Here is a 20,424-nt window from a genome sequence, read left to right as displayed (position 1 = left end):
TTGGCTTCGGTCAGGCCGACGCTGGCGATCTGCGGATGGCAATAGGTGCAGCCCGGAATGTTGCGCACATCCATGGCGTGCGGATGCACATCCTTGTTGCCCAGCGCCTGCGCGATCGTCTCGGCGACGATCACGCCCTCATGGCTCGCCTTGTGCGCCAGCCATGGCGGCGCGGTGACATCGCCGATCGCCCACATGCCGTCGACATTGGTGCGGCCATAGGCGTCGGTCTTGATGTGATAGCGCTGATCCGGCTCGATGCCGACATCTTCCAGACCCAGATTCTCGACATTGGGGACAATGCCGATGGCGACGATCACATGGCTATATTCGACCGTGACGTCCTTGCCGTCCTTGCCCTTGATCGTGGCGGTCACGCCCTTGTCGCTCGCGGCGATCTTTTCGATCTTCGCACCGGTCATGACGGTCATGCCCTGCTTCTTCACCGCCTTTTCGAGGAAGGCGGAAACGTCCGCATCCTCGACCGGGACGATGCGGTCCATCATCTCGACCACGGTCACGTCAGCGCCCATGTCGTTGTAGAAGCTGGCGAATTCGATACCGATCGCGCCCGAACCGACAACCAGCAGCTTCGTCGGCATTTCCGGCGGCGTCATGGCATGGCGATAGGTCCACACCCGCTTGCCATCCGCCTTCAGGTTCGGCAGGTCGCGAGCGCGGGCGCCGGTCGCGATGATGATATGCTTGGCGGTCAGTTCCTCGGTCTTGCCGTCCTTGGTGACGCTGAGCTTGCCCTTCGCCACCAGCTTGCCGTCGCCCATGTGGACGCTGATCTTGTTCTTCTTCATCAGGTGCGTGACGCCCTGATTGAGCTGCTTGGCGACGCCGCGCGAGCGCTTCACCACCGCCTCGATATCGGCGCTGATCTTCTCGGCGGCCAGGCCATAGTCGCCCGCATGCTGCATATAGTGGAAGATTTCCGCAGACCGCAGCAGCGCCTTGGTCGGGATGCAGCCCCAGTTAAGGCAGATGCCGCCCAGATTCTCGCGCTCCACGATCGCGGTCTTCAGACCCAGTTGGGCTGCGCGGATCGCGGCCACATAACCGCCAGGGCCGGAGCCCAGAACGATGACATCGTAATTCTCAGCCATGATCAGTCTCTCTAATCTTATTCCGCCAGCGGCGGCACGGAACGGGGCTGGCGATCCTCTCCGATCGCCACGAAGGTGAAGGTCGCGCGGGTAACGCGATAGCTGCGGTCGTCATGGCGCGCACGACGCCACGCTTCCACGTCGATCTTCATCGACGTGCGCCCGACGGATTTGAGGGTTGCGAATACCGACACTTCGTCGCCGACCACGACCGGGCGGAGGAAGGTCATGCCCTCCACCGCGATGGTCACGGCGCGGCCATGGCTATGCCGGGCAGCAACGCTGCCCGCCGCCGAATCCATCAGGCTCATCAGCCAGCCACCGAAAATATCCCCATAGGGATTGGTGTCGGCGGGCATGGCGATGACGCGCACCGCCGGGCTTTCGACCGGCGGCTGCTCATCGGTAAACGCCATCAGGCCAGCAGGCCCATCGGGTTTTCGACCAGTTCCTTGAACGCCTTCATCAGGCGGGCGCCGTCGGCGCCATCGATCGCGCGATGGTCGAAACTGCCGGTCGCCGACATGACGGTCGCGATCTGGAGCGAGTCATCAACGACATAGGGACGCTTGTCGCCCGCGCCGATCGCCATGATCATGCCCTGCGGCGGGTTGATGACAGCTTCGAACTGCTTGATGCCGAACATGCCCATGTTGGACAGCGATGCGGTGCCGCCCTGATATTCCTCCGGCTTCAGCTTGCCGTCCTTGGCGCGGCTGGCCAGATCCTTCATCGCGTTCGAAATCGCAGCAACGCCCTTGCCGGCGGCATCGGTCACGATCGGGGTGATCAGGCCACCGGGGATCGACACGGCGACGCTGATATCCGCACGCTTGAACTGGAGCATCTGGTCGCCGGCGAACTGCACATTGCATTCCGGCACTTCGATCAGCGCCACGCCCAGTGCCTTGATCAGCAGGTCGTTGACCGACAGCTTCACGTTGCGGTTGGCGAGGCCGGCGTTGAGTTCGCCGCGCAGCTTCAGCAGCTTGTCGAGCTGGACGTCGACGGTGAGGTAGATGTGCGGCACCTGCTGCTTGGATTCGGTCAGGCGACGCGCGATCGTCTTGCGCATACCGCTCAGCTTGATGACCTCGTGCGGAATGCCGAAGTCCTGCGCCGCGGCAGCGACCGGAGCAGGCGCGGCGGCAGGCGTCGGGGCAGCCACAGGGGCAGCAGCGGGCGCAGCCGCACCCGGCTTCGCGCCGTCGATATCCGCCTTGACGATACGGCCATTGGTGCCGGTGCCGGTGACGGCGGCGAGGTCGATGCCCTTGGCCTCCGCCAGGCGGCGCGCCAGCGGGCTGGCCTTTACGCGATCGCCCGAAGCGGCGGGAGCAGCCGCCCCGGCCGGAACGGCATCCGCCTTGGGCGCCGGCGCGGCGCCTTCCGCCTTGACCGGAACCGGATCGGCCTTCGGTGCGACGTCTGCCTTAGCACCGCCAGCCGCCGCAATCGCGACGTCTTCACCTTCTTCGGCGATGATGGCGATGACGGTGCCGACCTTGACGCCTTCCGAACCTTCGGCGACCAGGATCTTGGCGACAATGCCTTCATCCACGGCCTCGAATTCCATCGTCGCCTTGTCGGTCTCGATTTCGGCCAGCAGGTCGCCCGACGACACCGTGTCGCCCTCCTTGACCAGCCACTTGGCCAAAGTGCCTTCCTCCATCGTCGGGGAAAGGGCGGGCATCTGGATCGTCTTGCTCATGCGTTCGGGGCCTCTTCTGGTTTATCGGCTCGCGCCATTTGGTGCCCCGTTTCCACCCATTCTCCGGATCGGTCAAGCGACCGCTTGCTTCAAGGGGATTTATGCCCCACATTTCACCGCAATGGTTCGTTGGCTCGTTTCTCGGGACATCAAGGCCATAAGTTCAGTGCGGGGATGATAAGAAGTGCGGACATATCTGGTAGTCGTGGACGAATCGCCGGAGGCCGAAACCGCGTTGCGCTTCGCCGCGCGCCGCGCCGCCAAGACCGGAGGCGCCGTGCGCATCCTGGCGCTGATCCCGCCCGCCGAATTCGTCCAGTGGGGCGGCGTTCAGGCGACGATGGAGGATGAGGCGCTGCAACGCGCCGAAGCGCTGGTGACGAGCGCTGCGGGCACGCTGAGCGACGAATCCGGCATCCGCCCCAGCATCACCGTCCGTCAGGGCGACGCAGTAACGGTCGTGCGCAAGACGTTGGAAGAAATGGACGATGTCGCCGCGCTGGTCCTCGGCGCGGCGGCAAGCGGCAATCCCGGCAAGCTCGTCTCGCACTTCGCCGGCGCGGACGCGGGCAAGCTGCCCTGCCCGATCATGGTCATTCCCGGCGGCCTCGACGCCGACGCGATCGACCGGTTGAGCTGAGTTTAAGCAGAAAATCCGTTCGTTTCGAGCGTGTCGAGAAACAAGGCAGAGCAGTTTCATCCGACTTCGATCGAAACGAATGGAAGTTACTTCCTGTGCTTCCCCCGCTTCGACCCGATATGCCGGACATTCGCCGGCCGCCCGCGCTTGATCCCCGGCCGTGTCCGGTCCCGCTTGATCGGCCCGCCGCGCGGGCTTGGCGCATCCGGCAGTTCGAAGCGCAATGACCCGTTGATCGGGTCGGCTTCCGCCAGCCGCAATTCCAGCCGCTGCCCGACCGTGTAGCGCTCGCCGGTCTCGACCCCCTCCAGCGCCTTGCCCGCCTCGTCATAGAAGAAGCGCTCCCGGCCCAGCGTCGACACCGGCACCAGCCCGTCGCCGCCCAGCCCCTCGACCGTCGCGAAAAAGCCGAAATTCTGCACCCCGGTGATCCGCGCCTTCACGATTTCGCCGACATGGGCCGCCAGATAGGCCGCGACATAGCGATCGATCGTCTCCCGCTCCGCCTCCATCGCGCGCCGTTCATGGCCGGAGATCATCTCGCCGACCCGTCCCATATTCTCATAATCATCCTGGCTGAGCGACGAACGATCCGGAATGTCGCTCCCCTTGGGCGCGGGTAGTTCCAACCCATAAGCCCCCACCAGCGCGCGATGCACCAACAGGTCCGAATAGCGACGGATCGGCGAGGTGAAATGCGCATAGCTGCCCAGCGCCAGCCCGAAATGCCCCATATTCTGCGGGCTGTAATAGGCCTGCGTCTGGCTGCGCAGGATCTGGGTCATGATCTGCTCCTTCTCCTCCGACCCCTCGATCTTCCTGATGAGTTGGTTGAAGGTCGACGGCTTGACCACCTGCCCCAGCGCGAAAGCGATGTCGAAAGTGGCCAGATATTCCTTGAGCGCCACCAGCTTGTCGCGGCTTGGCGCTTCATGGACGCGATACATGACCGGCGCCTTCTTTGCTTCAAGCGCCTTGGCCGCGGCGACATTGGCCGCGATCATATAATCCTCGATCAGCATATGCGCGTCGAGCCGTTCCCGAACGGCCACGCTGACGATCTCCCCAAATTCGTCCAGCACCACCCGCCGCTCCGGCAGGTCCAGCGCCAGCGGATCGCGCGCCTTCCGCGCCTTCTGCAACAGCGCCCAGCAGGCCCAGAGCGGCTTCAGTGCCGGCTCCAGCAGGTCATGATCCTTCTGCCCATCGATCGCCGCCTGCGCATCCTCATAGGCCAGCACCGCGGCCACCCGGATCACCGCGCGGGTGAAGCGCCATGCCGTCACCTTGCCCTGCGCGTTGATGGTAAGATGGCAGGCCATCGCCGCCCGATCCTGCCCCGCGCGCAGCGAGCACATGTCGGACGACAGCTGGTGCGGCAGCATCGGCACGACCAGATCGGGGAAATAGACGCTGTTGCCGCGCTTGCGCGCTTCCTTGTCCAGCCCGCTGCCGGGGCGGACATAATAGCTGACGTCAGCAATGGCGACGATCGCCTTGAAACCGCCGGGATTATTCTCATCCTCGTCCGGTGCGGCCCAGACCGCATCGTCATGGTCGCGCGCATCGACCGGGTCGATCGCCACGATCGGCAGATGGCGCAGATCCTCGCGCTTGTCCTCATGCAGCGGCAGGGCGGACGCCTTCACCGCCTCCTCCTCCACCCGTTCGGGGAAGACATGGGGGATGCCATGTTTGTGGATCGCGATCAGACTGAAGCTGCGCGGGGCAAAGGGATCGCCCAATATGTCCGTGACCCGCGCCGAAATGCGCGGCGGCCGCCCATGCGGCTCTGCCAGCACCAGATCGCCGGGCTTGGCCGTGCCGACATCGCTGATCGGCGTGTCCTTGCGGATGCGCTTGTCGACCGGGCGCAACCACAGCTTGCCGTCGGCCATCTCCTCGATCACGCCCAGCAATTCCTCGCTTGCCTTGGCGAGCTTCTTCATCGGATGGGCGACCCAGCCGCGCCCGGCCTCCTCGGTGCGGGCCAGGATACGGTCGCCGATCGTCAGCGCGCCCCTTTTCCCCCGCTCCACCACGCGCAGCCGCGGCGCGGGTTGCCCCTCCGCCTCCCAGCGCTCGGGCGTGGCGATCAAAGTCGTATCATCCACATCGATGATCCGCAGCACCGTCACCTTGGGCACGCCGCCCATCTTGTGGAAGGCGCGCGCCGGGCCGATGTCGATCAGCCCCTCGTCCGCCATGTCCTTGAGCAGCGCCTTGAGCGCGATCTTCTCCTGCCCCTTCAGGCCGAACGCCTTGGCGATCTCCCGCTTGCCGGCGGGCGTATCGGACTCGGCGATGAACGCCATGACCTGATCTTTTGAGGGAAAGCCGGCGGGCCGGACCTTGGCGGATTTTTTCTGTTTCTCGGTGGATGCCATGGACCGGGTATAGGGATGCCAATCCGCCAGTGGTAGCCATTATTCGCCAACAGAGTCCCCTTGCGGACGCACGCCGACCGAAGCACTCTCCCGCCATGACACGTCTGCTCACCCCCGGAGAGGTGGCGCCATGGTTCCATGCCGCGGCGCTGGACAGCAATCCCAACTACGCCTTCAACAGCGTAGGCGGGCGATGGATCGTCCTGCTGATGCTTGGCAGCGGAACGACGGCCGGCGGCCAGGATGCGCTCGACCTTCTCGCCCGCCATCGGGATATGTTCGACGACAATCATGCCTGTTTCTTCGGGGTGACGACCGACCCGCAGGACGCCGCGCACGGCAGGATTGCGCAGAGGCTGCCCGGCATGCGTTGGTTCCTGGACTATGATGGCGCGGTTTCGCGGCAATATGGCGCGTTGCGGCGGCAGGCCGGTCAGGACCGCTACCATCCGCACTGGCTGCTGATCGACCCGATGATGCGCGTTCGCCGGGTCGCGCCCCTTGCCGAGGGTGAGGCGCTGTTCGCCATGTTGCGGACCCAGCCTCCGCCGCTGCCCGACATCGATGCGCCCGTCCTCATCGTCCCGGATATTTTTCCGCCCGCCATGTGCCGTCACCTGATCACGCTCCACACGCAAAGTGGCGGGGAGGATTCCGGCTTCATGCGCGAAGAAAATGGCATCACCGTCCTGAAACTCGATCATTCGCACAAGAAGCGGCAGGACCATGTCATTCAGGACAGGCCCCTGATCGATCAGCTCAAGGCTCGCATGGCGCAAACGCTGCGGCCGATGATCCAGCGTGCTTTTCAGTTTGACGTCACACGCGTGGAGCGCTTCCTGATCGCCTGCTATGACGCCGACCAGGGCGGCTATTTCCGTCCCCATCGCGACAATACGACCAAGGGCACCGCGCACCGCCGCTTCGCCTGCACGATCAACCTCAATGCAGAGGATTTCGAAGGCGGAGAATTGCGTTTTCCCGAATTTGGCGCCCGCAGCTACCGCCCCCCCACCGGTGGGGCGCTGATCTTCTCCTGCTCGCTTCTGCACGAAGCTCTGCCCGTCACCAGCGGCCGGCGCTACGCCTTCCTGCCCTTCTTCTATGATGACGCCGCCGCCCGCATTCGCGAGCAGAATGTCGGCTATCTGGCGCCGGACATTGGCGGCTATATGTCGGGGTTGCAGGAGGAGGCGGCCGAGTAAGCGATCCGGCACCTTGCCAATGTTCCTATTTTGTTCTAATGATGCGCGATGACTGCGCACAAGGGCAGAGGAGCGACACTGAACGGCGAAAGCCGGCGCTTCAACATGCCCGAGCGACAGGCCGATGGCGATTGGCTGGACGTACTGGAAGCCATTGACGGGGAAGCGCCCCGGCTCCGCACTGAAGTCACGGTCGAACATCCCCGCACCATCATCGCGCGCAACAATTCCCCCGACATCGCCTTCAGCCAATCGATCAATGCCTATCGCGGTTGCGAGCATGGCTGCATCTATTGTTTTGCCCGACCCACGCACGCCTATCACGACCTGTCGCCAGGTCTTGATTTCGAAACAAAGCTCTTCGCCAAGCCCGACGCCGCAAAACTGCTGCGCGCCGAACTGATGAAAAAGGGCCATGTCGCCAGCCCCATCGCCATGGGGACCAACACCGATCCCTACCAGCCGATCGAAAAGGACTGGCGCATCACACGGCAGGTGCTGGAAGTGCTGGCCGAAACCCGTCATCCGATCTTCATCACCACCAAGTCCGACCGCATCCTGCGCGATATCGACCTGCTCGCCGATCTGGCGCGCGACAATCTGGTGGCGGTGATGATATCCGTCACCTCCCTCGATCCGAAGATCGCCCGCACCCTCGAACCGCGCGCGCCGCACCCCGACCGCCGCATCGCCGCGATCGCACGCCTTGCGGAGGCGGGGGTGCCGGTATCGGCGAACATGTCCCCGATCATCCCCGCCATTAACGATCATGAAATCGAAAGCGTCGTCGCCCGCGTGGCTGCCGCAGGCGCGCGCGACGTCAACTATATCCTCGTCCGTCTGCCGCACGAGGTCGCCCCGCTCTTCCGCGCCTGGCTGGACGAACATTATCCCGATCGCGCCGGCAAGGTCATGGCCATGATCCGCGACCTGCGCGGCGGCCGCGACAATGATCCCGATTTCGGCAGCCGGATGAAGGGCCGGGGCGTCTGGGCCGACCTGATCCGCGCCCGCTTCGTCAAGGCCCGTCGCCGCGCCGGACTGGGCGGCGAGCGGCTGGTGCTACGCTCGGACCTGTTCCGCCCGCCTGAAGGTGCGCAAATGCGGTTGTTTTGAGGTGGATGGGAGAAGTCTGCAAGGGCCGAGAAAATCATCGGCCATCTCAATTTTCACGGTCATTTTCGCACGGGCGGGAATGACGGAAACAGGGTGGTTTGCGGACGGACTGATATTGGATCAGCATCACTCAAGTCAGACGTTGCAGAGCGGGGCCGATCTGGCCATCATCGCACCATGCAATGCCGCTTTCTGAACCTCGCTCCTTTGATACTGTTGGTGACGCAAGGGTGTGAACAGCAACCACAGCGGCTCTCGGATAACGCTATTCAAGAGTTTCGAGAAGGAATGCCGGGCATCACCGAGGGATGCCTTAACAAGATTAAATATGGTGGTCTCGAAGCGATGCCGTCGAGCACAGATGAATGCTTCGAAATGACACCAGCCCGTCAGTGGGAAGGCCTATGGAGAAGAGAATTCGAGAATTCCCGCTTTTGTCCATCGCCCGCTGGTTCCTGCTCCTATCAAACTGCTGGCGACCGCATCTGGTTGTCGGGGCAGGCTCTAACCTCTTCGACTAGCGACGAAGGCCTCTACGAAGTTGCGTTTGTGGGACGGCAGACGGCTCACAAGGGAAGCTACGGGCACATGAGCGCCTTCGACTATGAGATAATCGTCGATAAGGTAATCAACTTACGTCCGGTTTCAGATGCCGCGACTTTAACCGAGTAAGGCTGCGAATGGTCGTAAGCCGTCACCCAACCTTACCCCACCAACCTCATCCCTGACCGCCGCGTGCGTGTCTTGTACCCATCCGCCTTCACATCCATCCGCTCGAACCGATGGATGCTCAGCCCCGCGATCGTCGCGATCGCATCCACCTGATCCGCGCCCAGACTATAGCGGTCGCCCAGGAAAATCCGCGCCGCCTGCCCGTCACCCAGCGGCGCACGCAGGAACACCTCGCTCCGTCCGCCGCCAGCGCCCGCCAGCAGCGCGGCCAGCGCCTCGACCGCCTGTACCGTCTCGATATCGACCGTCAGTTCCATTCGCGACGCGCTCGCGATCGCGCGGAACGGCTCTACACCGCGCACGGTGACGCGCGGCGTTTCCTCGCCGGGCAACCGGTCCAGCTCCACGACCAGTAGCGCGCAATCGCCGTCTGCCGCCAGCAGCTCGATCGCCTTGCATGCCTCCTCATCGAAGCAGCTCGCCTGAAACTGCCCGCTCTGGTCGGAGAAGGTCGCATTGGCGTAGCGCGCCCCGCGCTTCGTCTCGCGCCAGCGCACATCCTCGACCATCGCCGCCATGATGGTCATGGCGCGCCCTTCGGCATTGGGCGCGGGCATGGGCGACTGGCAGACAAGGCCGTAGCTTTTCGCCCCGCGCGCGTCGGCCAGATGCCGGTAGCGATCGACCGGGTGGGCCGAGAAATAGAAGCCGAACGCCTCCTTTTCCTGCGCCATGCGATCCGCCACGGTCCAGGCCTGATGCGGCGGGATGCGCACGTCGGCATGGGGCGTTTCGACATCGCCGAACAGGCCGCCCTGCCCGCTCTCGCGCGCCTCCGCATTGCTGGACGCGACCGAAAGGATGACCTCCGCCGCAGCATGGACGCCCGCCCGATCAGCATGGATGCCGTCGAACGCGCCCGCCGCCGCGAGGCTTTCCAGTTGTCGCCGGTTGAGCAATCGCGGCTCGATCCGGTCGGCGAAATCGTCCAATGACTTGAACGGCCCGCCCTTGTCGCGCTCCTCGACAAGCTGCTCCATCGCCTTCTCGCCCACGCCTTTCAGGCCGCCCAGAGCATAGCGCACGGCAAAACCCAGCCGCTTGTCCTCGCCCTCATGCGGTACAGCCTCGACGGTGAAGTCCGCCTCGCTGCGGTTCAGGTCTGTCGGCAGGCAGGTCAGCCCCATGCGCCGCATATCGTCGACGAAGACAGTCAGCTTTTCGGTCAGATGGATATCGAAGGCCATCGACCCGGCATAGAATTCCGCCGGATAATGCGCCTTCAGCCAAGCCGTCTGATAGGCGAGCAGCGCATAGGCAGCTGCGTGCGATTTATTGAAACCATAGCCAGCGAACTTGTCGATCAAATCGAACAGTTCGTTCGCCTTGGCCGGCTTGATATCGCTCTGCGCGCAGCCCTCGACGAAGCGCGAGCGCTGCGCATCCATCTCCGCCTTCACCTTCTTGCCCATCGCGCGGCGCAGAAGGTCGGCGTCTCCCAGCGAATAGCCCGCCAGGATCTGCGCGGCCTGCATCACCTGTTCCTGATAGACGAAGATGCCATAGGTCTCTTCGAGGATCGGCTTCAGGAGAATATGGGGATATTCAATATCTTCCTGGCCATTCTTGCGACGCCCGAACATCGGGATATTGTCCATCGGGCCGGGGCGGTAGAGCGACACCAGCGCGATGATGTCGCCGAAATTGGTGGGGCGCACCGCGGCCAGCGTCTTGCGCATGCCTTCGGATTCCAGCTGGAACACGCCAACAGTATCGCCGCGCTGGAGCAGTTCGTAAACCGCCGGATCGTCCCAGGCGAGCGTATCGAGATCGACCGTCACGCCCCGCGCCGCCAGCAGCTGCACCGCCTTCTGCAACACCGACAGCGTCTTGAGGCCGAGGAAGTCGAACTTCACCAGCCCCGCACCCTCGACATATTTCATGTCGAACTGCGTCACCGGCATGTCGGACCGCGGATCGCGATAGAGCGGCACCAGTTGCTGCAACGGCCGGTCGCCGATCACCACGCCCGCCGCATGGGTGGAACTGTGGCGCGGAAAGCCTTCCAGCTTCATCGCATAGTCGATCAGGCGCTTGACCTGATTGTCATTGTCATATTCCGCCTTGAACTCGCTGACGCCGTTCAGCGATCGTTCCAGCGTCCAGGGATCGGTAGGATGGTTGGGCACCAGCTTGGCGAGCCGGTCCACCTGGCCATAGCTCATCTGGAGCACGCGGCCGGTATCTTTCAGCACCGCGCGCGCCTTCAGCTTACCGAAGGTGATGATCTGCGCCACATGGTCCGCACCATATTTCTGCTGGACGTAGCGGATCACCTCGCCGCGCCGCGTTTCGCAAAAGTCGATATCGAAGTCGGGCATCGACACGCGTTCCGGGTTCAGGAAGCGCTCGAACAGCAGGCCCAGTTGCAGTGGATCGAGATCAGTGATGGTCAGCGCCCAGGCGACCAGCGACCCCGCGCCCGAACCACGGCCTGGTCCAACCGGAATATCATGATCCTTGGCCCATTTGATGAAGTCGGCCACGATCAGGAAATAACCGGGGAACCCCATCTGGATGATGATATCCGTCTCGAACTTCAGCCGGTCGAAATAGGGCTGGCGCGCTTCCGGGCCGATGATCCCCGCCTTCTCCAGCCGCGCCTCCAGCCCCGCCGCCGCCTGCTCGCGCAACATCACGCCTTCGCCCTCGATATCGCCGGCCAGGCTCGGCAGGATGGGCTTGCGCTTGGGCGCCGCAATGGCGCAGCGCTGCGCGACAACCAGCGTGTTCGCCAACGCCTCGGGCAGATCTTCGAACAGCCGCTTCATCTCGCCCACCGGTTTCATCCAGGCGTCGGGCGAGCTGGTGCGGCGATCAGGCGTCTCGACATAGGCGCTGTCGGCGATGCAGAGCATCACGTCATGCGCCTCATGGAAATGCGGCTCGGCAAAGCAGGTCGGGTTGGTCGCGACCAGCGGCAGGTTGCGGTCATAGGCAAGGTCGAGCAGTTGCGGCTCCGCCTTACCCTCGACCGGGTCCAGCCGTCGGCAGATTTCGACATAGAGCCGGTCCGGGAACAGCGCCTCCAGCCGCTTCACATAGGCGATCGCAGCGTCGGGCTGATCCTCCGCAAAGAGCCGCGCCAGCGCGCCCTCGCCGCCCGCCGTCAGCGCGATGACGCCGTCGGTCCGCCCTTCCAGCATGTCGAGCGTCACATGCGGCACTTCCTCGACCGGCCGGTCGAGATGCGCCATCGACACCAGCGCGCAGATATTGTCGTAACCGCCCGCGTCCTGCGCATAGAGCGCGATCCAGTCATGCACCGGCGCCGCATTGGCCGGCCGTCCCGGCCGCTGCACGCCCAGCATCGCACCGATGACCGGCTGCACGCCTTCACCCTTGCACGCATCGGAAAAAGCCATCGATCCATAAAGGCCGTTGCGGTCCGTGATCGCCGCGGCCGGAAAGCCCAGCGCCCTGGCCTGCTTGGCGATCATCTTGGGATCGATCGCTCCTTCGAGCATCGTAAAGGAGGAGAAAACGCGAAGAGGTACGAAAGCGGCGTGAGGCATCCCGCCAATCTAGGCATCGCAATCGATTCGGCACACCCCCCCGACGAGGAAATCTGTGGACCAAATTCGAAACCAGCCGCTTCGGCGCCATCCTTAAGAGATTGCCAACCAGTGGCGGCTATCCTGCGCCGATCATGCGTCTGTCCACGATCACCAACTGGGCCTATGGGGCCACCGTCGCCCTGACCCTCGCCTCGGGCGCCACGATGCTGATGGCATCGGGCGCGGAGGAGCGCGAACGCGCTGCCGTGACGCAGCGCTCGACCTTCGATCAGGCGACCGCCACGCTGGAGGAGGACGTCTATCGCCTCACCGAACAGGCGCGCGGCTTCGTCGTCAGCGGCGACCCCAGCCATCTGATCGCCTATCGCCGCGAAAAGGAAGCTCTCCGGTCGGTCGAGCAGCGTGTCACCCATCTGCGCGACGTCGGCGCCAATGAAAGCGAACTCGGGGCGCTGCGTCAGGCGCTGCACTGGTCGGACGCTCTTTCCGACGAGCAGGATGCCGCCATCCGCGCCGCTCAGGCAGGGGATGACAAGACCGGCCGCACGATCCTGTTCGGGGATGAATATGGCCGGGAACTGGACCGTGTCGCGGCGCAAGTCGGCAAGTTCCAATATATGCTGGATCAGCGCACCGAACATGCCGTCGCCAGCGCGACAGACACGGCCCGGCAATGGCGCACCATGTCGGAAATCATGCTGGGCATGACCGCCTTCCTGTTCCTGTGCGTCCTCTATTTCGTACTGAAACAGCGTATCCTGCGCCCAGTCGTGCGCCTCAGCGATGTCGTGACGCGCCTCGCCGCGCAGGATTGGGACGCCATCCCACCGGACTCCGCCCATGTCGATGAGATTGGCGACATGGCGCAGGCCATCCGCATCTTCCGCGAGAACGGGCTGGAACGGCAGCGGCTAGAGCAGGAACGCGACGCCGACCGGACGATGCGCGATCTTCTCTCGCGCCTGACCCAGCGCCTGCAGGGTTGCGACAACACGTCCGACCTGGTGGAGGTCGTCCGCCGGTTCGCCCCCGAAATCGCGCCGGCTTTCCCCGGCCGCCTCTACATTCATGACAATCGCCGCAATGTGATGGTGCAGGCCTGCGACTGGCTTTCCCCGACCCACTCCCGGACCGAATTTCCCGCTTCCGCCTGTTGGGCACTGCGTCGTGGCCAGACCCACCGGCCCATAGGAGAGATGGTCGACATTCCATGCGAGCATCTGGACGCGACCGCGCCGATCAGCACGATCTGTATTCCGCTGGCGGCACAGGGCGAAAGCATCGGCATGCTCTATTATGAGGAACCGGTGGACGTCCCGGCAGACCAACTGGAACGGACAGGCAAATATCTGGAAATGCTGGCGGAGAATATCGGACTCGCCCTCGCCAATCTGCGCCTGCGCGACGTGCTGCGCGAAATGGCGATGGCCGACGCGCTGACCGGACTGCCCAATCGCCGCCAGTTCGACGTCATGCTACAGACCCTGGTGGGGGAAGCCGAGCGCAACGCCACGCCGCTCACCTGCCTGATGGTCGATATCGACCATTTCAAGCGATTCAACGACAGTTTCGGCCATGATGCCGGCGACGCGGTGCTGCGTGCGGTCGGCACTGTGCTGGCCGACTCCCTGCGTGAGAACGGCCATGCCTTCCGCCTGGGCGGGGAGGAGTTCGTCGTGCTGATGCCCGGCTTCAGCCTCGACCAGGCGCTCGGCCGCGCGATGCAGATCCAGCGCCGCATCCAGGATCTGCGGATCGAACATCGCGGCAAGGAACTGGGCGCGATTACCGCCAGCTTCGGCCTCGCCACATTCCCCGACCATGGCCGCGCAGACCGGCTGCTCCAGACCGCCGACGCCGCCCTGCTGCGCGCCAAGACCGAAGGCCGCGACCGCATATTGGTCGCGACCGTGCGGGACGGCGCTTCGGCAGCGGCCTAAACCCTTTCCAGCTTGCCTTCATGCAGGCGGACCACCCGGTCCATCTTCTCAGCCAGCCGCTCATTATGGGTGGCGACCAGCGCAGCGGAACCTTCGCCGCGCACCAGCCTCAGGAACTCGGCCAGCACCACGTCGGCCGTCCGCTCGTCCAGATTGCCGGTCGGCTCGTCCGCCAGCACCAGCGCCGGCCGATTGGCCAGCGCGCGGGCGACCGCTACGCGCTGCTGCTCGCCGCCCGACAATTGGCTCGGCCGATGGTCCAGCCGGTGCCCCAGACCCAGCGACGTCAGCAGCGATTCAGCCCGCTTGCGCGCCGCATCCATTCCCACGTCGCGGATCACCTGCGGCAGCACCACATTCTCGGTCGCGTTGAAGTCGGGCAGCAGATGGTGGAACTGGTAGACGAAGCCCAGCGCATCGCGCCGCAGCCGCGTCCGCCCGTCATTATCCAGCTTCGCGGCTTCCTCGCCATCGATGCGGATCGATCCCTCGAAACCACCCTCCAGCAGACCTACCGCCTGCAACAGGGTCGACTTGCCCGACCCCGACGGCCCCAGCAGCGCAACGATCTCGCCCGGCCCAACCGACAGGTCGACGCCGCGCAACACCTCGATCGTCACCTCGCCCTGGGTGAAGCTGCGGGTCAGGCCGCTGACTTTCAGAACATCATTCATAGCGCAGCACCTGCACGGGATCGGTATTGGCGGCCTTGAAGGCCGGATAGAGGGTGGCGAGGAAGCTGAACAGCAACGCCATGACGCAGATGACCGTCACCTCGATCGGGTCCGACTTGGACGGCAATTCGCTCAGGAATCGCACGGATGGATCCCAGAGATTCTGGCCGGTCACGAACTGGATCGCATCGACCATCCCCTGGCGGAAGAAAAGAAACACGAAGCCCAGCACCATGCCGGCCCCCGTCCCCAGCGCGCCGATGGTCACGCCCACGGTCATGAAGATCTTGACCAGTCCGACCCGGCTCGCCCCCATCGTCCGCAATATCGCGATGTCGCGCGTCTTGGCGCGCACCAGCATGATGAGCGAGGAGAGGATGTTGAACACCGCGACCAGCACGATGATCGACAGTACGACGAACATCGCCACGCGCTCGACCGCCAGCGCCTCGAACAGCGACGCGTTCATCTGCCGCCAGTCGGTGATAACCGCCCGACCCGCCACCTTCGCGGCGAGCGGCTCCAATATCTGCCCCACCTTGTCGGCATTGATCGTCTGCACTTCGATCATGCTCACGACATCGCCCAGCAGCAGCAGGGTCTGCGCATCCTGGATCGGCATGATCACGAACGCCTTGTCATAGTCATAGACGCCGATCTCGACGATCGCCGCCACCCGATAGGCGATCTGGCGGGGTACGGTGCCGAAGGGCGTGGTCCGGCCCGCTGGATTGAAGATGGTGATCGTGTCGCCGACCTGAATGCCCAGATTTTCGGCCAGCCGCGACCCGATCGCCACATTGCCGCTGTCGGGCTTCAGGTCGCTCAGGCTGCCGGCCTTCACATTCTTGCTGAGGGTCGGGCTGGACCGAATGTCCTCCACCGTCATGCCGCGTACCAGCGCGAACTCGAACCGCCCCTGATAGATGGCGCCCAAAGGCTGCTCGATCATCGGCGTCGCGCTGGTGACGCCCGGCGTCGCCTTGGCCTGCTTCAGCACCGACTGCCAGTCGGGCAGCCGCCCGCCATAGCCCTGCACCACGGCATGGCCGTTAAGGCCGACGATCTTGTCGAACAGCTCCGCACGGAAACCATTCATCACGCTCATGACGATGATGAGCGCGGCAACGCCCAGCATGACCGCGACCAGGCTGATGCCGGCGACAAGGAAGATGAAGCCTTCTCCCTTGCCCGGCAGCAGGTAGCGCTTGGCGATCATGCGTTCGTAACGGGATAGAATCATGTGGCGCGAACGGCCCTTCGAATATGGATCTGGATGATGGCTTAGGCATCGACATGCTTAACGGCAAGCATTGCCGGATTGTTGCATTGCCGCCACAGGGGCGGACCGAAAATCACAGCAGCCCGATTTAGCCCGTGACTCCGGCCTGCGCCAGTCATAGCAAGACAATCGAAGCACAGGTGAAAGGCCGTGGTTCAGGGATACTGCATCCCGCTTCGAGCTTAGGGGGCTAAGAAGCGGTTGAGGCAGGCCAAGGGGGAGACGAGCAATCGTCCATTAAACACCCGGATCGTGAAAACATGATCCGGGTGTTTTTTATTCGAACGATTTCATGCCGATGACTTTCATCCCGTTGCGTCCGTCCAGTATCGGCGCACGGCATTCTCGATCGCTTCGGCCTTGTCAGGTGAAGCTGCCATCAACTGCGCCAATGCCGCCGCGTCGCGACCGGGGCTTCCGCTTTTACTATCGGGCAAGATCCGCTTCAGCGCGTCGATCTGCTGCCGGTCGACCTGTGCCATGATCGACGCGATGCTCGACCAATTGCCCTGTCCGTCATCCGTTTCAGGCGGTTCCGCAGGGGCTGCCATGCCGGTAAGACCATAGCGGTCGGACAATGCCTGCATGATGTCGCGATTGTTCCGAAGGACGAGCGCGGCTGCCCGCGCTTTCAGCACCGGCCGCGTCCCCACCAACCCATCCCGGTTCATTCGTTCGAAGCAATCGATCAACGCTACGCTGCCGGCCGTTTCCTTCCCTTGCTCCTGCAGGCAATGATGGTGGCGATAATGTTGCAGCGCGACCATCTGCTCAGCTGAAAGGGACTGGTTTTCCCGCACCGGGGCCAACGGGATCGTCCGCTCCGTCAAGCGTTCCAGTATCGCCTGAAAGTCCGGCACGACGTCGCCACCAACCATAGCTGCCCTGTCAAACAGCCTGACAGTCAGGGACTCGACGCCGGAGCAGGATTCCCATCGCACTAGCGCCTCGTCCAATGGCCGCCGATAGGAGGCAGGCGAAGTGAAGCGCGTGCTTGCCTTGATCGCCTGCTGCGCCAGCGACAGGTACATCGCGACCGGATGCCGCACATAGGCGATCACGTCGATCCCGCTGATATCCGGCGTGATCATATGCAGGATGGCCATGATGTTCGCCGGTGACTGGCGCAGAAAGGATTCCGAGGACAGGATCACATGGTCGGCCGTCGCGAGGCCCGCCCGGATCGCCGCGACGGTGTCGGTCGCAATGCGCCTCTGACCGGCATCGTCTCCGCGCGTGGTTCCGCCGACAAGCGTGCTTAGGCAGAAATTGCCGCTCGATGAATGGTGCGATTCATAGATGATGCCCTGCGCCCGCAAATCGGCGCGGGCGTGGAACAGAGCGGTCTGGATGGAAGAACTGCCGCATTTGCCGTCACCGACATGCAGGATGAATCGGGTCAATGCCACCTCCGCCAAACGCCGCCGCATATCTAGGCAGCATGCTTATATCGCATCTTGAAAGCCAGAAGACGCGAACCATATCAAACCTGTTCAGCCGCCTGATGGGGCCGGACATCATATCGCCGGATGCCAGTTGACGGGTCCGGCATGTTCATATTGCTCGTTGGAGATTATGACAAATGCGTGGTTTTGACCTTACCCCCTATCGTCGCTCGACCGTGGGCTTTGATCGTCTGTTCGACCTGATCGAAAATAACGCCCGCCTTGCTCAGGGCGACAATTATCCCCCCTTCAATATCGAACGCCTGTCGGAAGATCGCTATCGCGTGACGCTCGCCGTCGCCGGCTTCCGCCCCGAAGAGATCGACATCACCGCACAGCAGAATCTGCTCCAGGTGATCGGTCGCAAGGATGAAGCATCGGCTGCCGACCGCTCCAAATTCCTGCATGTCGGTATCGCCAACCGCAGCTTCGAGCGCCGCTTCGAACTCGCCGACTTCGTCCGCGTCGAAAAGGCCGATCTGACCGACGGCCTGCTGGTGATCGAACTGGTCCGCGAAGTTCCCGAAGCGATGAAGCCCAAGAAGATCGCCATCAATGGCGGTCAGTTGGTGGACATCAGCGTCAAGGACCGCGACGCCGCCTGATCCCGATCGATGAAAAAGACGAGGGCGCGACCGCAAGGCCGCGCCCTTTTTGCTGTCCTATCTGGAAACGATCAGAGATGATCGTATTTGTCTGAACGGTGTGAACTTCCACATATGAAAAGCGGAAATCAGATTTCTACCTGGCTGCCCAGTTCCACGACCCGGTTGGTGGGCAGGCGGAAGAACTCCATCGCGCTTTCCGCGTTGCGCAGCATCCAAGCGAAGATCTTCTCCCGCCACAGCGGCATGCCCGGCTTGGCCGACGGCAGCAGCGTCTGGCGGGCAAGGAAGAAGCTGGTGTCCATCATCTTGAACGCCTGCCCGCAGCCGCTGATATTCTTGAGCGCGGCCGGCACGTCCGGCTCCTGCATGAAGCCATAATGGAGCACCACGCGGAAGAAGCCCCGGCCCAGATCCTCCAGCTTGCACCGACCGTCATCCTCGACGACCGGCACATCCTTGATCTTCACCGTCAGCAGGATCACCCGCTCGTGCAGCACCTTGTTGTGCTTCAAATTATGCAGCAGCGCATGGGGCACGCCATCGGGCGTCGATGTCATGAAGACCGCCGTGCCGGGCACCCGTACCGCACTGTTGGCGGCGGACGCCACGAACACCGGGATCGGCATGGCCGCTTCGCGCAGACGATCCTGCACCAGCCGCCGACCGCGCGACCATGTGGTCAGCAGCGTGAAGACGACGAAGCCGATCAGCAGCGGGAACCAGCCGCCGTCCGGCACCTTGGTCAGGTTGGCCGCCAGATAGGCGCCGTCGACCAGGAAGAAGACCGACAGCAGCGGCGCGGAATAATACCATTTCCAGTGCCACAGACGGTAGAGCAACACGGTCAGCAACAAATTGTCGATGAACATCGCGCCCGTGACCGCGATGCCATAGGCCGCCGTCAGGTTGGACGATGTCTGGAATACCAGCACCAGCAGGATGACCATCGTCATCAGCCCCCAGTTGATCAGGGGAATGTAAATCTGCCCGGCGGCGGACGCGCTGGTGTGCGAAATCCGCAGGCGCGGCATGAAGCCAAGCTGGATAGCCTGCTGCGTGACGGAGAAGGCGCCCGAAATCACCGCCTGCGACGCGATGATCGCTGCCAGCGTGGCCAGCACCACCAGCGGCAACTGTCCCCATTGCGGCGCAAGATTGTAGAAGGGGCTGTGCAGCGCCGCCGCGCCTTCGCGGAACAGCAGCGCGCCCTGCCCCATATAGTTGAGCATCAGCGCGGGCAGCACGAAGAAGAGCCAGGACACGCGGATCGGGCTGCGGCCAAAATGCCCCATATCGGCATAGAGCGCCTCCGCGCCGGTCACGGCCAGCACGACGGACCCCAGCGCGAGGAAGGCCGGCAACGGGTCGGTGACGAAGAACATCACCGCCCAATAGGGGTTGAAGGCGTAGAGAATGCCCGGCGTCTTCACGATCGAAAGAACGCCCAGGGTCGCGATGGTGACGAAATAGAGCAACATTATCGGACCGAACAGCGTCGCCACGCGGTTCGTGCCCAGCCCCTGAATCCAAAACAATCCCAGCAGGATCAGGATCGCGACCGGCAGGATCGCCGGCGCCAGTTCGGGATTATAGACCGCCAGACCTTCGACCGCCGACAGCACCGACACCGCCGGCGTGATCATCGAGTCGCCGTAAAAGAGCGCCGTTGCGAAGACACCCAGCAGGATGATGCCGCGCGACCAGCGCTGGGTTTTCGTCTGACCGTTGATCAGCGCCAGCAGCGCCAGGCTACCGCCCTCGCCCTTATTGTCGGCGCGCATGATGATGCTGACATATTTCAGCGTCACCACCAGCATCATCGACCAGAACATCAGGCTGATGACGCCCAGGATATGGTCCGGGTCGAGATCGAGATGATGATGGCCGGCGAAGGTTTCGCGAAAGGCGTAGAGCGGACTCGTACCGATGTCGCCGAACACAATGCCGATCGCACCGACGACCAGCTTCAGCGTGGCCTTCTGCCGGGCATGGCCGTGGCCGCCCTGCTCATCATCGGCCGTCGCCGGCGCGGTGTTGGGAAGGGAATCAGCCAT

15 protein-coding genes are annotated in these 20,424 nt (G+C 63.4%); 6 read left to right on the top strand and 9 right to left on the bottom strand.

Annotated elements, in window-relative coordinates; genetic code table 11:
• The 3 genes from lpdA to DM806_RS06390 all read right to left on the bottom strand — a co-directional run.
• A partial coding sequence (gene lpdA / locus DM806_RS06400) for a dihydrolipoyl dehydrogenase (protein WP_179042389.1) occupies positions 1-1,112 on the bottom strand: 1,112 nt, incomplete at its 3' end.
• Positions 1,113-1,129: 17 nt separating this feature from the next.
• A complete protein-coding gene (locus tag DM806_RS06395) occupies positions 1,130-1,528 on the bottom strand; it encodes an acyl-CoA thioesterase (protein WP_179042388.1) in 399 nt (132 codons plus the stop codon).
• Positions 1,528-2,823 (bottom strand): pyruvate dehydrogenase complex dihydrolipoamide acetyltransferase, encoded by a 1,296-nt coding sequence (locus DM806_RS06390; protein ID WP_179042387.1) that lies wholly within the window; start codon positions 2,821-2,823, stop codon positions 1,528-1,530. Before DM806_RS06390 ends, DM806_RS06395 begins: the two co-directional genes overlap by 1 nt.
• 184 nt (positions 2,824-3,007) lie before the next feature.
• On the opposite strand from DM806_RS06390, the gene DM806_RS06385 reads away from it, so the two are divergent.
• Positions 3,008-3,463, top strand: a complete 456-nt coding sequence (locus tag DM806_RS06385) for a universal stress protein (protein ID WP_179042386.1) — start codon at positions 3,008-3,010, stop codon at positions 3,461-3,463.
• A gap of 86 nt (positions 3,464-3,549) precedes the next feature.
• On the opposite strand, the gene rnr is transcribed toward DM806_RS06385, so the two are convergent.
• Positions 3,550-5,850 (bottom strand): ribonuclease R, encoded by a 2,301-nt coding sequence (gene rnr, locus DM806_RS06380; RefSeq protein WP_179042385.1) that lies wholly within the window; start codon positions 5,848-5,850, stop codon positions 3,550-3,552.
• A 95-nt stretch (positions 5,851-5,945) separates the two neighbouring features.
• Here rnr and DM806_RS06375 point away from each other — a divergent pair, with 95 nt between their 5' ends.
• The 3 genes from DM806_RS06375 to DM806_RS06365 all read left to right on the top strand — a co-directional run bounded on the left by DM806_RS06375 (position 5,946) and on the right by DM806_RS06365 (position 8,843).
• Positions 5,946-7,055: a 2OG-Fe(II) oxygenase family protein gene (locus DM806_RS06375; protein ID WP_179042384.1), complete on the top strand. Its 1,110-nt coding sequence runs from the start codon at positions 5,946-5,948 to the stop codon at positions 7,053-7,055.
• Between the two features lie 48 nt (positions 7,056-7,103).
• On the top strand, positions 7,104-8,171 hold the full coding sequence (locus tag DM806_RS06370; protein ID WP_179042383.1) for a PA0069 family radical SAM protein: 1,068 nt from the start codon (positions 7,104-7,106) through the stop codon (positions 8,169-8,171).
• A 288-nt stretch (positions 8,172-8,459) separates the two neighbouring features.
• Positions 8,460-8,843: a hypothetical protein gene (locus DM806_RS06365; RefSeq protein WP_179042382.1), complete on the top strand. Its 384-nt coding sequence runs from the start codon at positions 8,460-8,462 to the stop codon at positions 8,841-8,843.
• A gap of 32 nt (positions 8,844-8,875) precedes the next feature.
• On the opposite strand, the gene dnaE is transcribed toward DM806_RS06365, so the two are convergent.
• The gene (dnaE, locus tag DM806_RS06360) at positions 8,876-12,418 is read right to left on the bottom strand and encodes a DNA polymerase III subunit alpha (protein WP_179042381.1); all 3,543 of its coding nucleotides are present in this window, start codon (positions 12,416-12,418) and stop codon (positions 8,876-8,878) included.
• Positions 12,419-12,552: 134 nt separating this feature from the next.
• On the opposite strand from dnaE, the gene DM806_RS06355 reads away from it, so the two are divergent.
• Entirely contained in the window at positions 12,553-14,361 is a 1,809-nt protein-coding gene (locus tag DM806_RS06355; protein ID WP_179042380.1) for a sensor domain-containing diguanylate cyclase, read from the top strand.
• On the opposite strand, the gene DM806_RS06350 is transcribed toward DM806_RS06355, so the two are convergent.
• The 3 genes from DM806_RS06350 to DM806_RS06340 all read right to left on the bottom strand — a co-directional run bounded on the left by DM806_RS06350 (position 14,358) and on the right by DM806_RS06340 (position 17,720).
• The gene (locus DM806_RS06350; RefSeq protein ID WP_179042379.1) at positions 14,358-15,035 is read right to left on the bottom strand and encodes an ABC transporter ATP-binding protein; all 678 of its coding nucleotides are present in this window, start codon (positions 15,033-15,035) and stop codon (positions 14,358-14,360) included. The two genes, DM806_RS06355 and DM806_RS06350, sit on opposite strands and share 4 nt — an antisense overlap.
• A complete protein-coding gene (locus tag DM806_RS06345) occupies positions 15,028-16,278 on the bottom strand; it encodes a lipoprotein-releasing ABC transporter permease subunit (protein ID WP_179042378.1) in 1,251 nt (416 codons plus the stop codon). The genes DM806_RS06350 and DM806_RS06345 overlap by 8 nt, the downstream gene beginning before the upstream one ends.
• A gap of 344 nt (positions 16,279-16,622) precedes the next feature.
• Positions 16,623-17,720 carry a hypothetical protein gene (locus DM806_RS06340; protein ID WP_179042377.1) on the bottom strand — a complete coding sequence of 366 codons (1,098 nt, stop codon included), beginning with the start codon at positions 17,718-17,720 and terminating at the stop codon, positions 16,623-16,625.
• Positions 17,721-17,899: 179 nt separating this feature from the next.
• Here DM806_RS06340 and DM806_RS06335 point away from each other — a divergent pair, with 179 nt between their 5' ends.
• The gene (locus DM806_RS06335) at positions 17,900-18,367 is read left to right on the top strand and encodes an Hsp20 family protein (protein WP_179042376.1); all 468 of its coding nucleotides are present in this window, start codon (positions 17,900-17,902) and stop codon (positions 18,365-18,367) included.
• A gap of 128 nt (positions 18,368-18,495) precedes the next feature.
• On the opposite strand, the gene DM806_RS06330 is transcribed toward DM806_RS06335, so the two are convergent.
• Entirely contained in the window at positions 18,496-20,424 is a 1,929-nt protein-coding gene (locus DM806_RS06330) for a potassium transporter Kup (RefSeq protein WP_179042375.1), read from the bottom strand.

Source organism: Sphingobium lactosutens, assembly GCF_013393185.1.
GTDB classification, from domain to species: Bacteria; Pseudomonadota; Alphaproteobacteria; order Sphingomonadales; family Sphingomonadaceae; genus Sphingobium; species Sphingobium lactosutens_A.
Note: the sequence above shows the minus strand (reverse complement) of the source record. Positions and strands in the feature narration are given on the sequence as shown.

Coding starts and splice junctions, on each gene's coding strand:
- DM806_RS06330 (WP_179042375.1), bottom strand. CDS start 20,424: ATGGCTGATTCCCTTCCCAACACCGCGCCGGCGACGGCCGATGATGAG.
- rnr (WP_179042385.1), bottom strand. CDS start 5,850: ATGGCATCCACCGAGAAACAGAAAAAATCCGCCAAGGTCCGGCCCGCC.
- DM806_RS06370 (WP_179042383.1), top strand. CDS start 7,104: ATGACTGCGCACAAGGGCAGAGGAGCGACACTGAACGGCGAAAGCCGG.
- DM806_RS06350 (WP_179042379.1), bottom strand. CDS start 15,035: ATGAATGATGTTCTGAAAGTCAGCGGCCTGACCCGCAGCTTCACCCAG.
- DM806_RS06395 (WP_179042388.1), bottom strand. CDS start 1,528: ATGGCGTTTACCGATGAGCAGCCGCCGGTCGAAAGCCCGGCGGTGCGC.
- DM806_RS06375 (WP_179042384.1), top strand. CDS start 5,946: ATGACACGTCTGCTCACCCCCGGAGAGGTGGCGCCATGGTTCCATGCC.
- DM806_RS06335 (WP_179042376.1), top strand. CDS start 17,900: ATGCGTGGTTTTGACCTTACCCCCTATCGTCGCTCGACCGTGGGCTTT.
- DM806_RS06345 (WP_179042378.1), bottom strand. CDS start 16,278: ATGATTCTATCCCGTTACGAACGCATGATCGCCAAGCGCTACCTGCTG.
- DM806_RS06355 (WP_179042380.1), top strand. CDS start 12,553: ATGCGTCTGTCCACGATCACCAACTGGGCCTATGGGGCCACCGTCGCC.
- DM806_RS06365 (WP_179042382.1), top strand. CDS start 8,460: ATGCCGGGCATCACCGAGGGATGCCTTAACAAGATTAAATATGGTGGT.
- DM806_RS06390 (WP_179042387.1), bottom strand. CDS start 2,823: ATGAGCAAGACGATCCAGATGCCCGCCCTTTCCCCGACGATGGAGGAA.
- dnaE (WP_179042381.1), bottom strand. CDS start 12,418: ATGCCTCACGCCGCTTTCGTACCTCTTCGCGTTTTCTCCTCCTTTACG.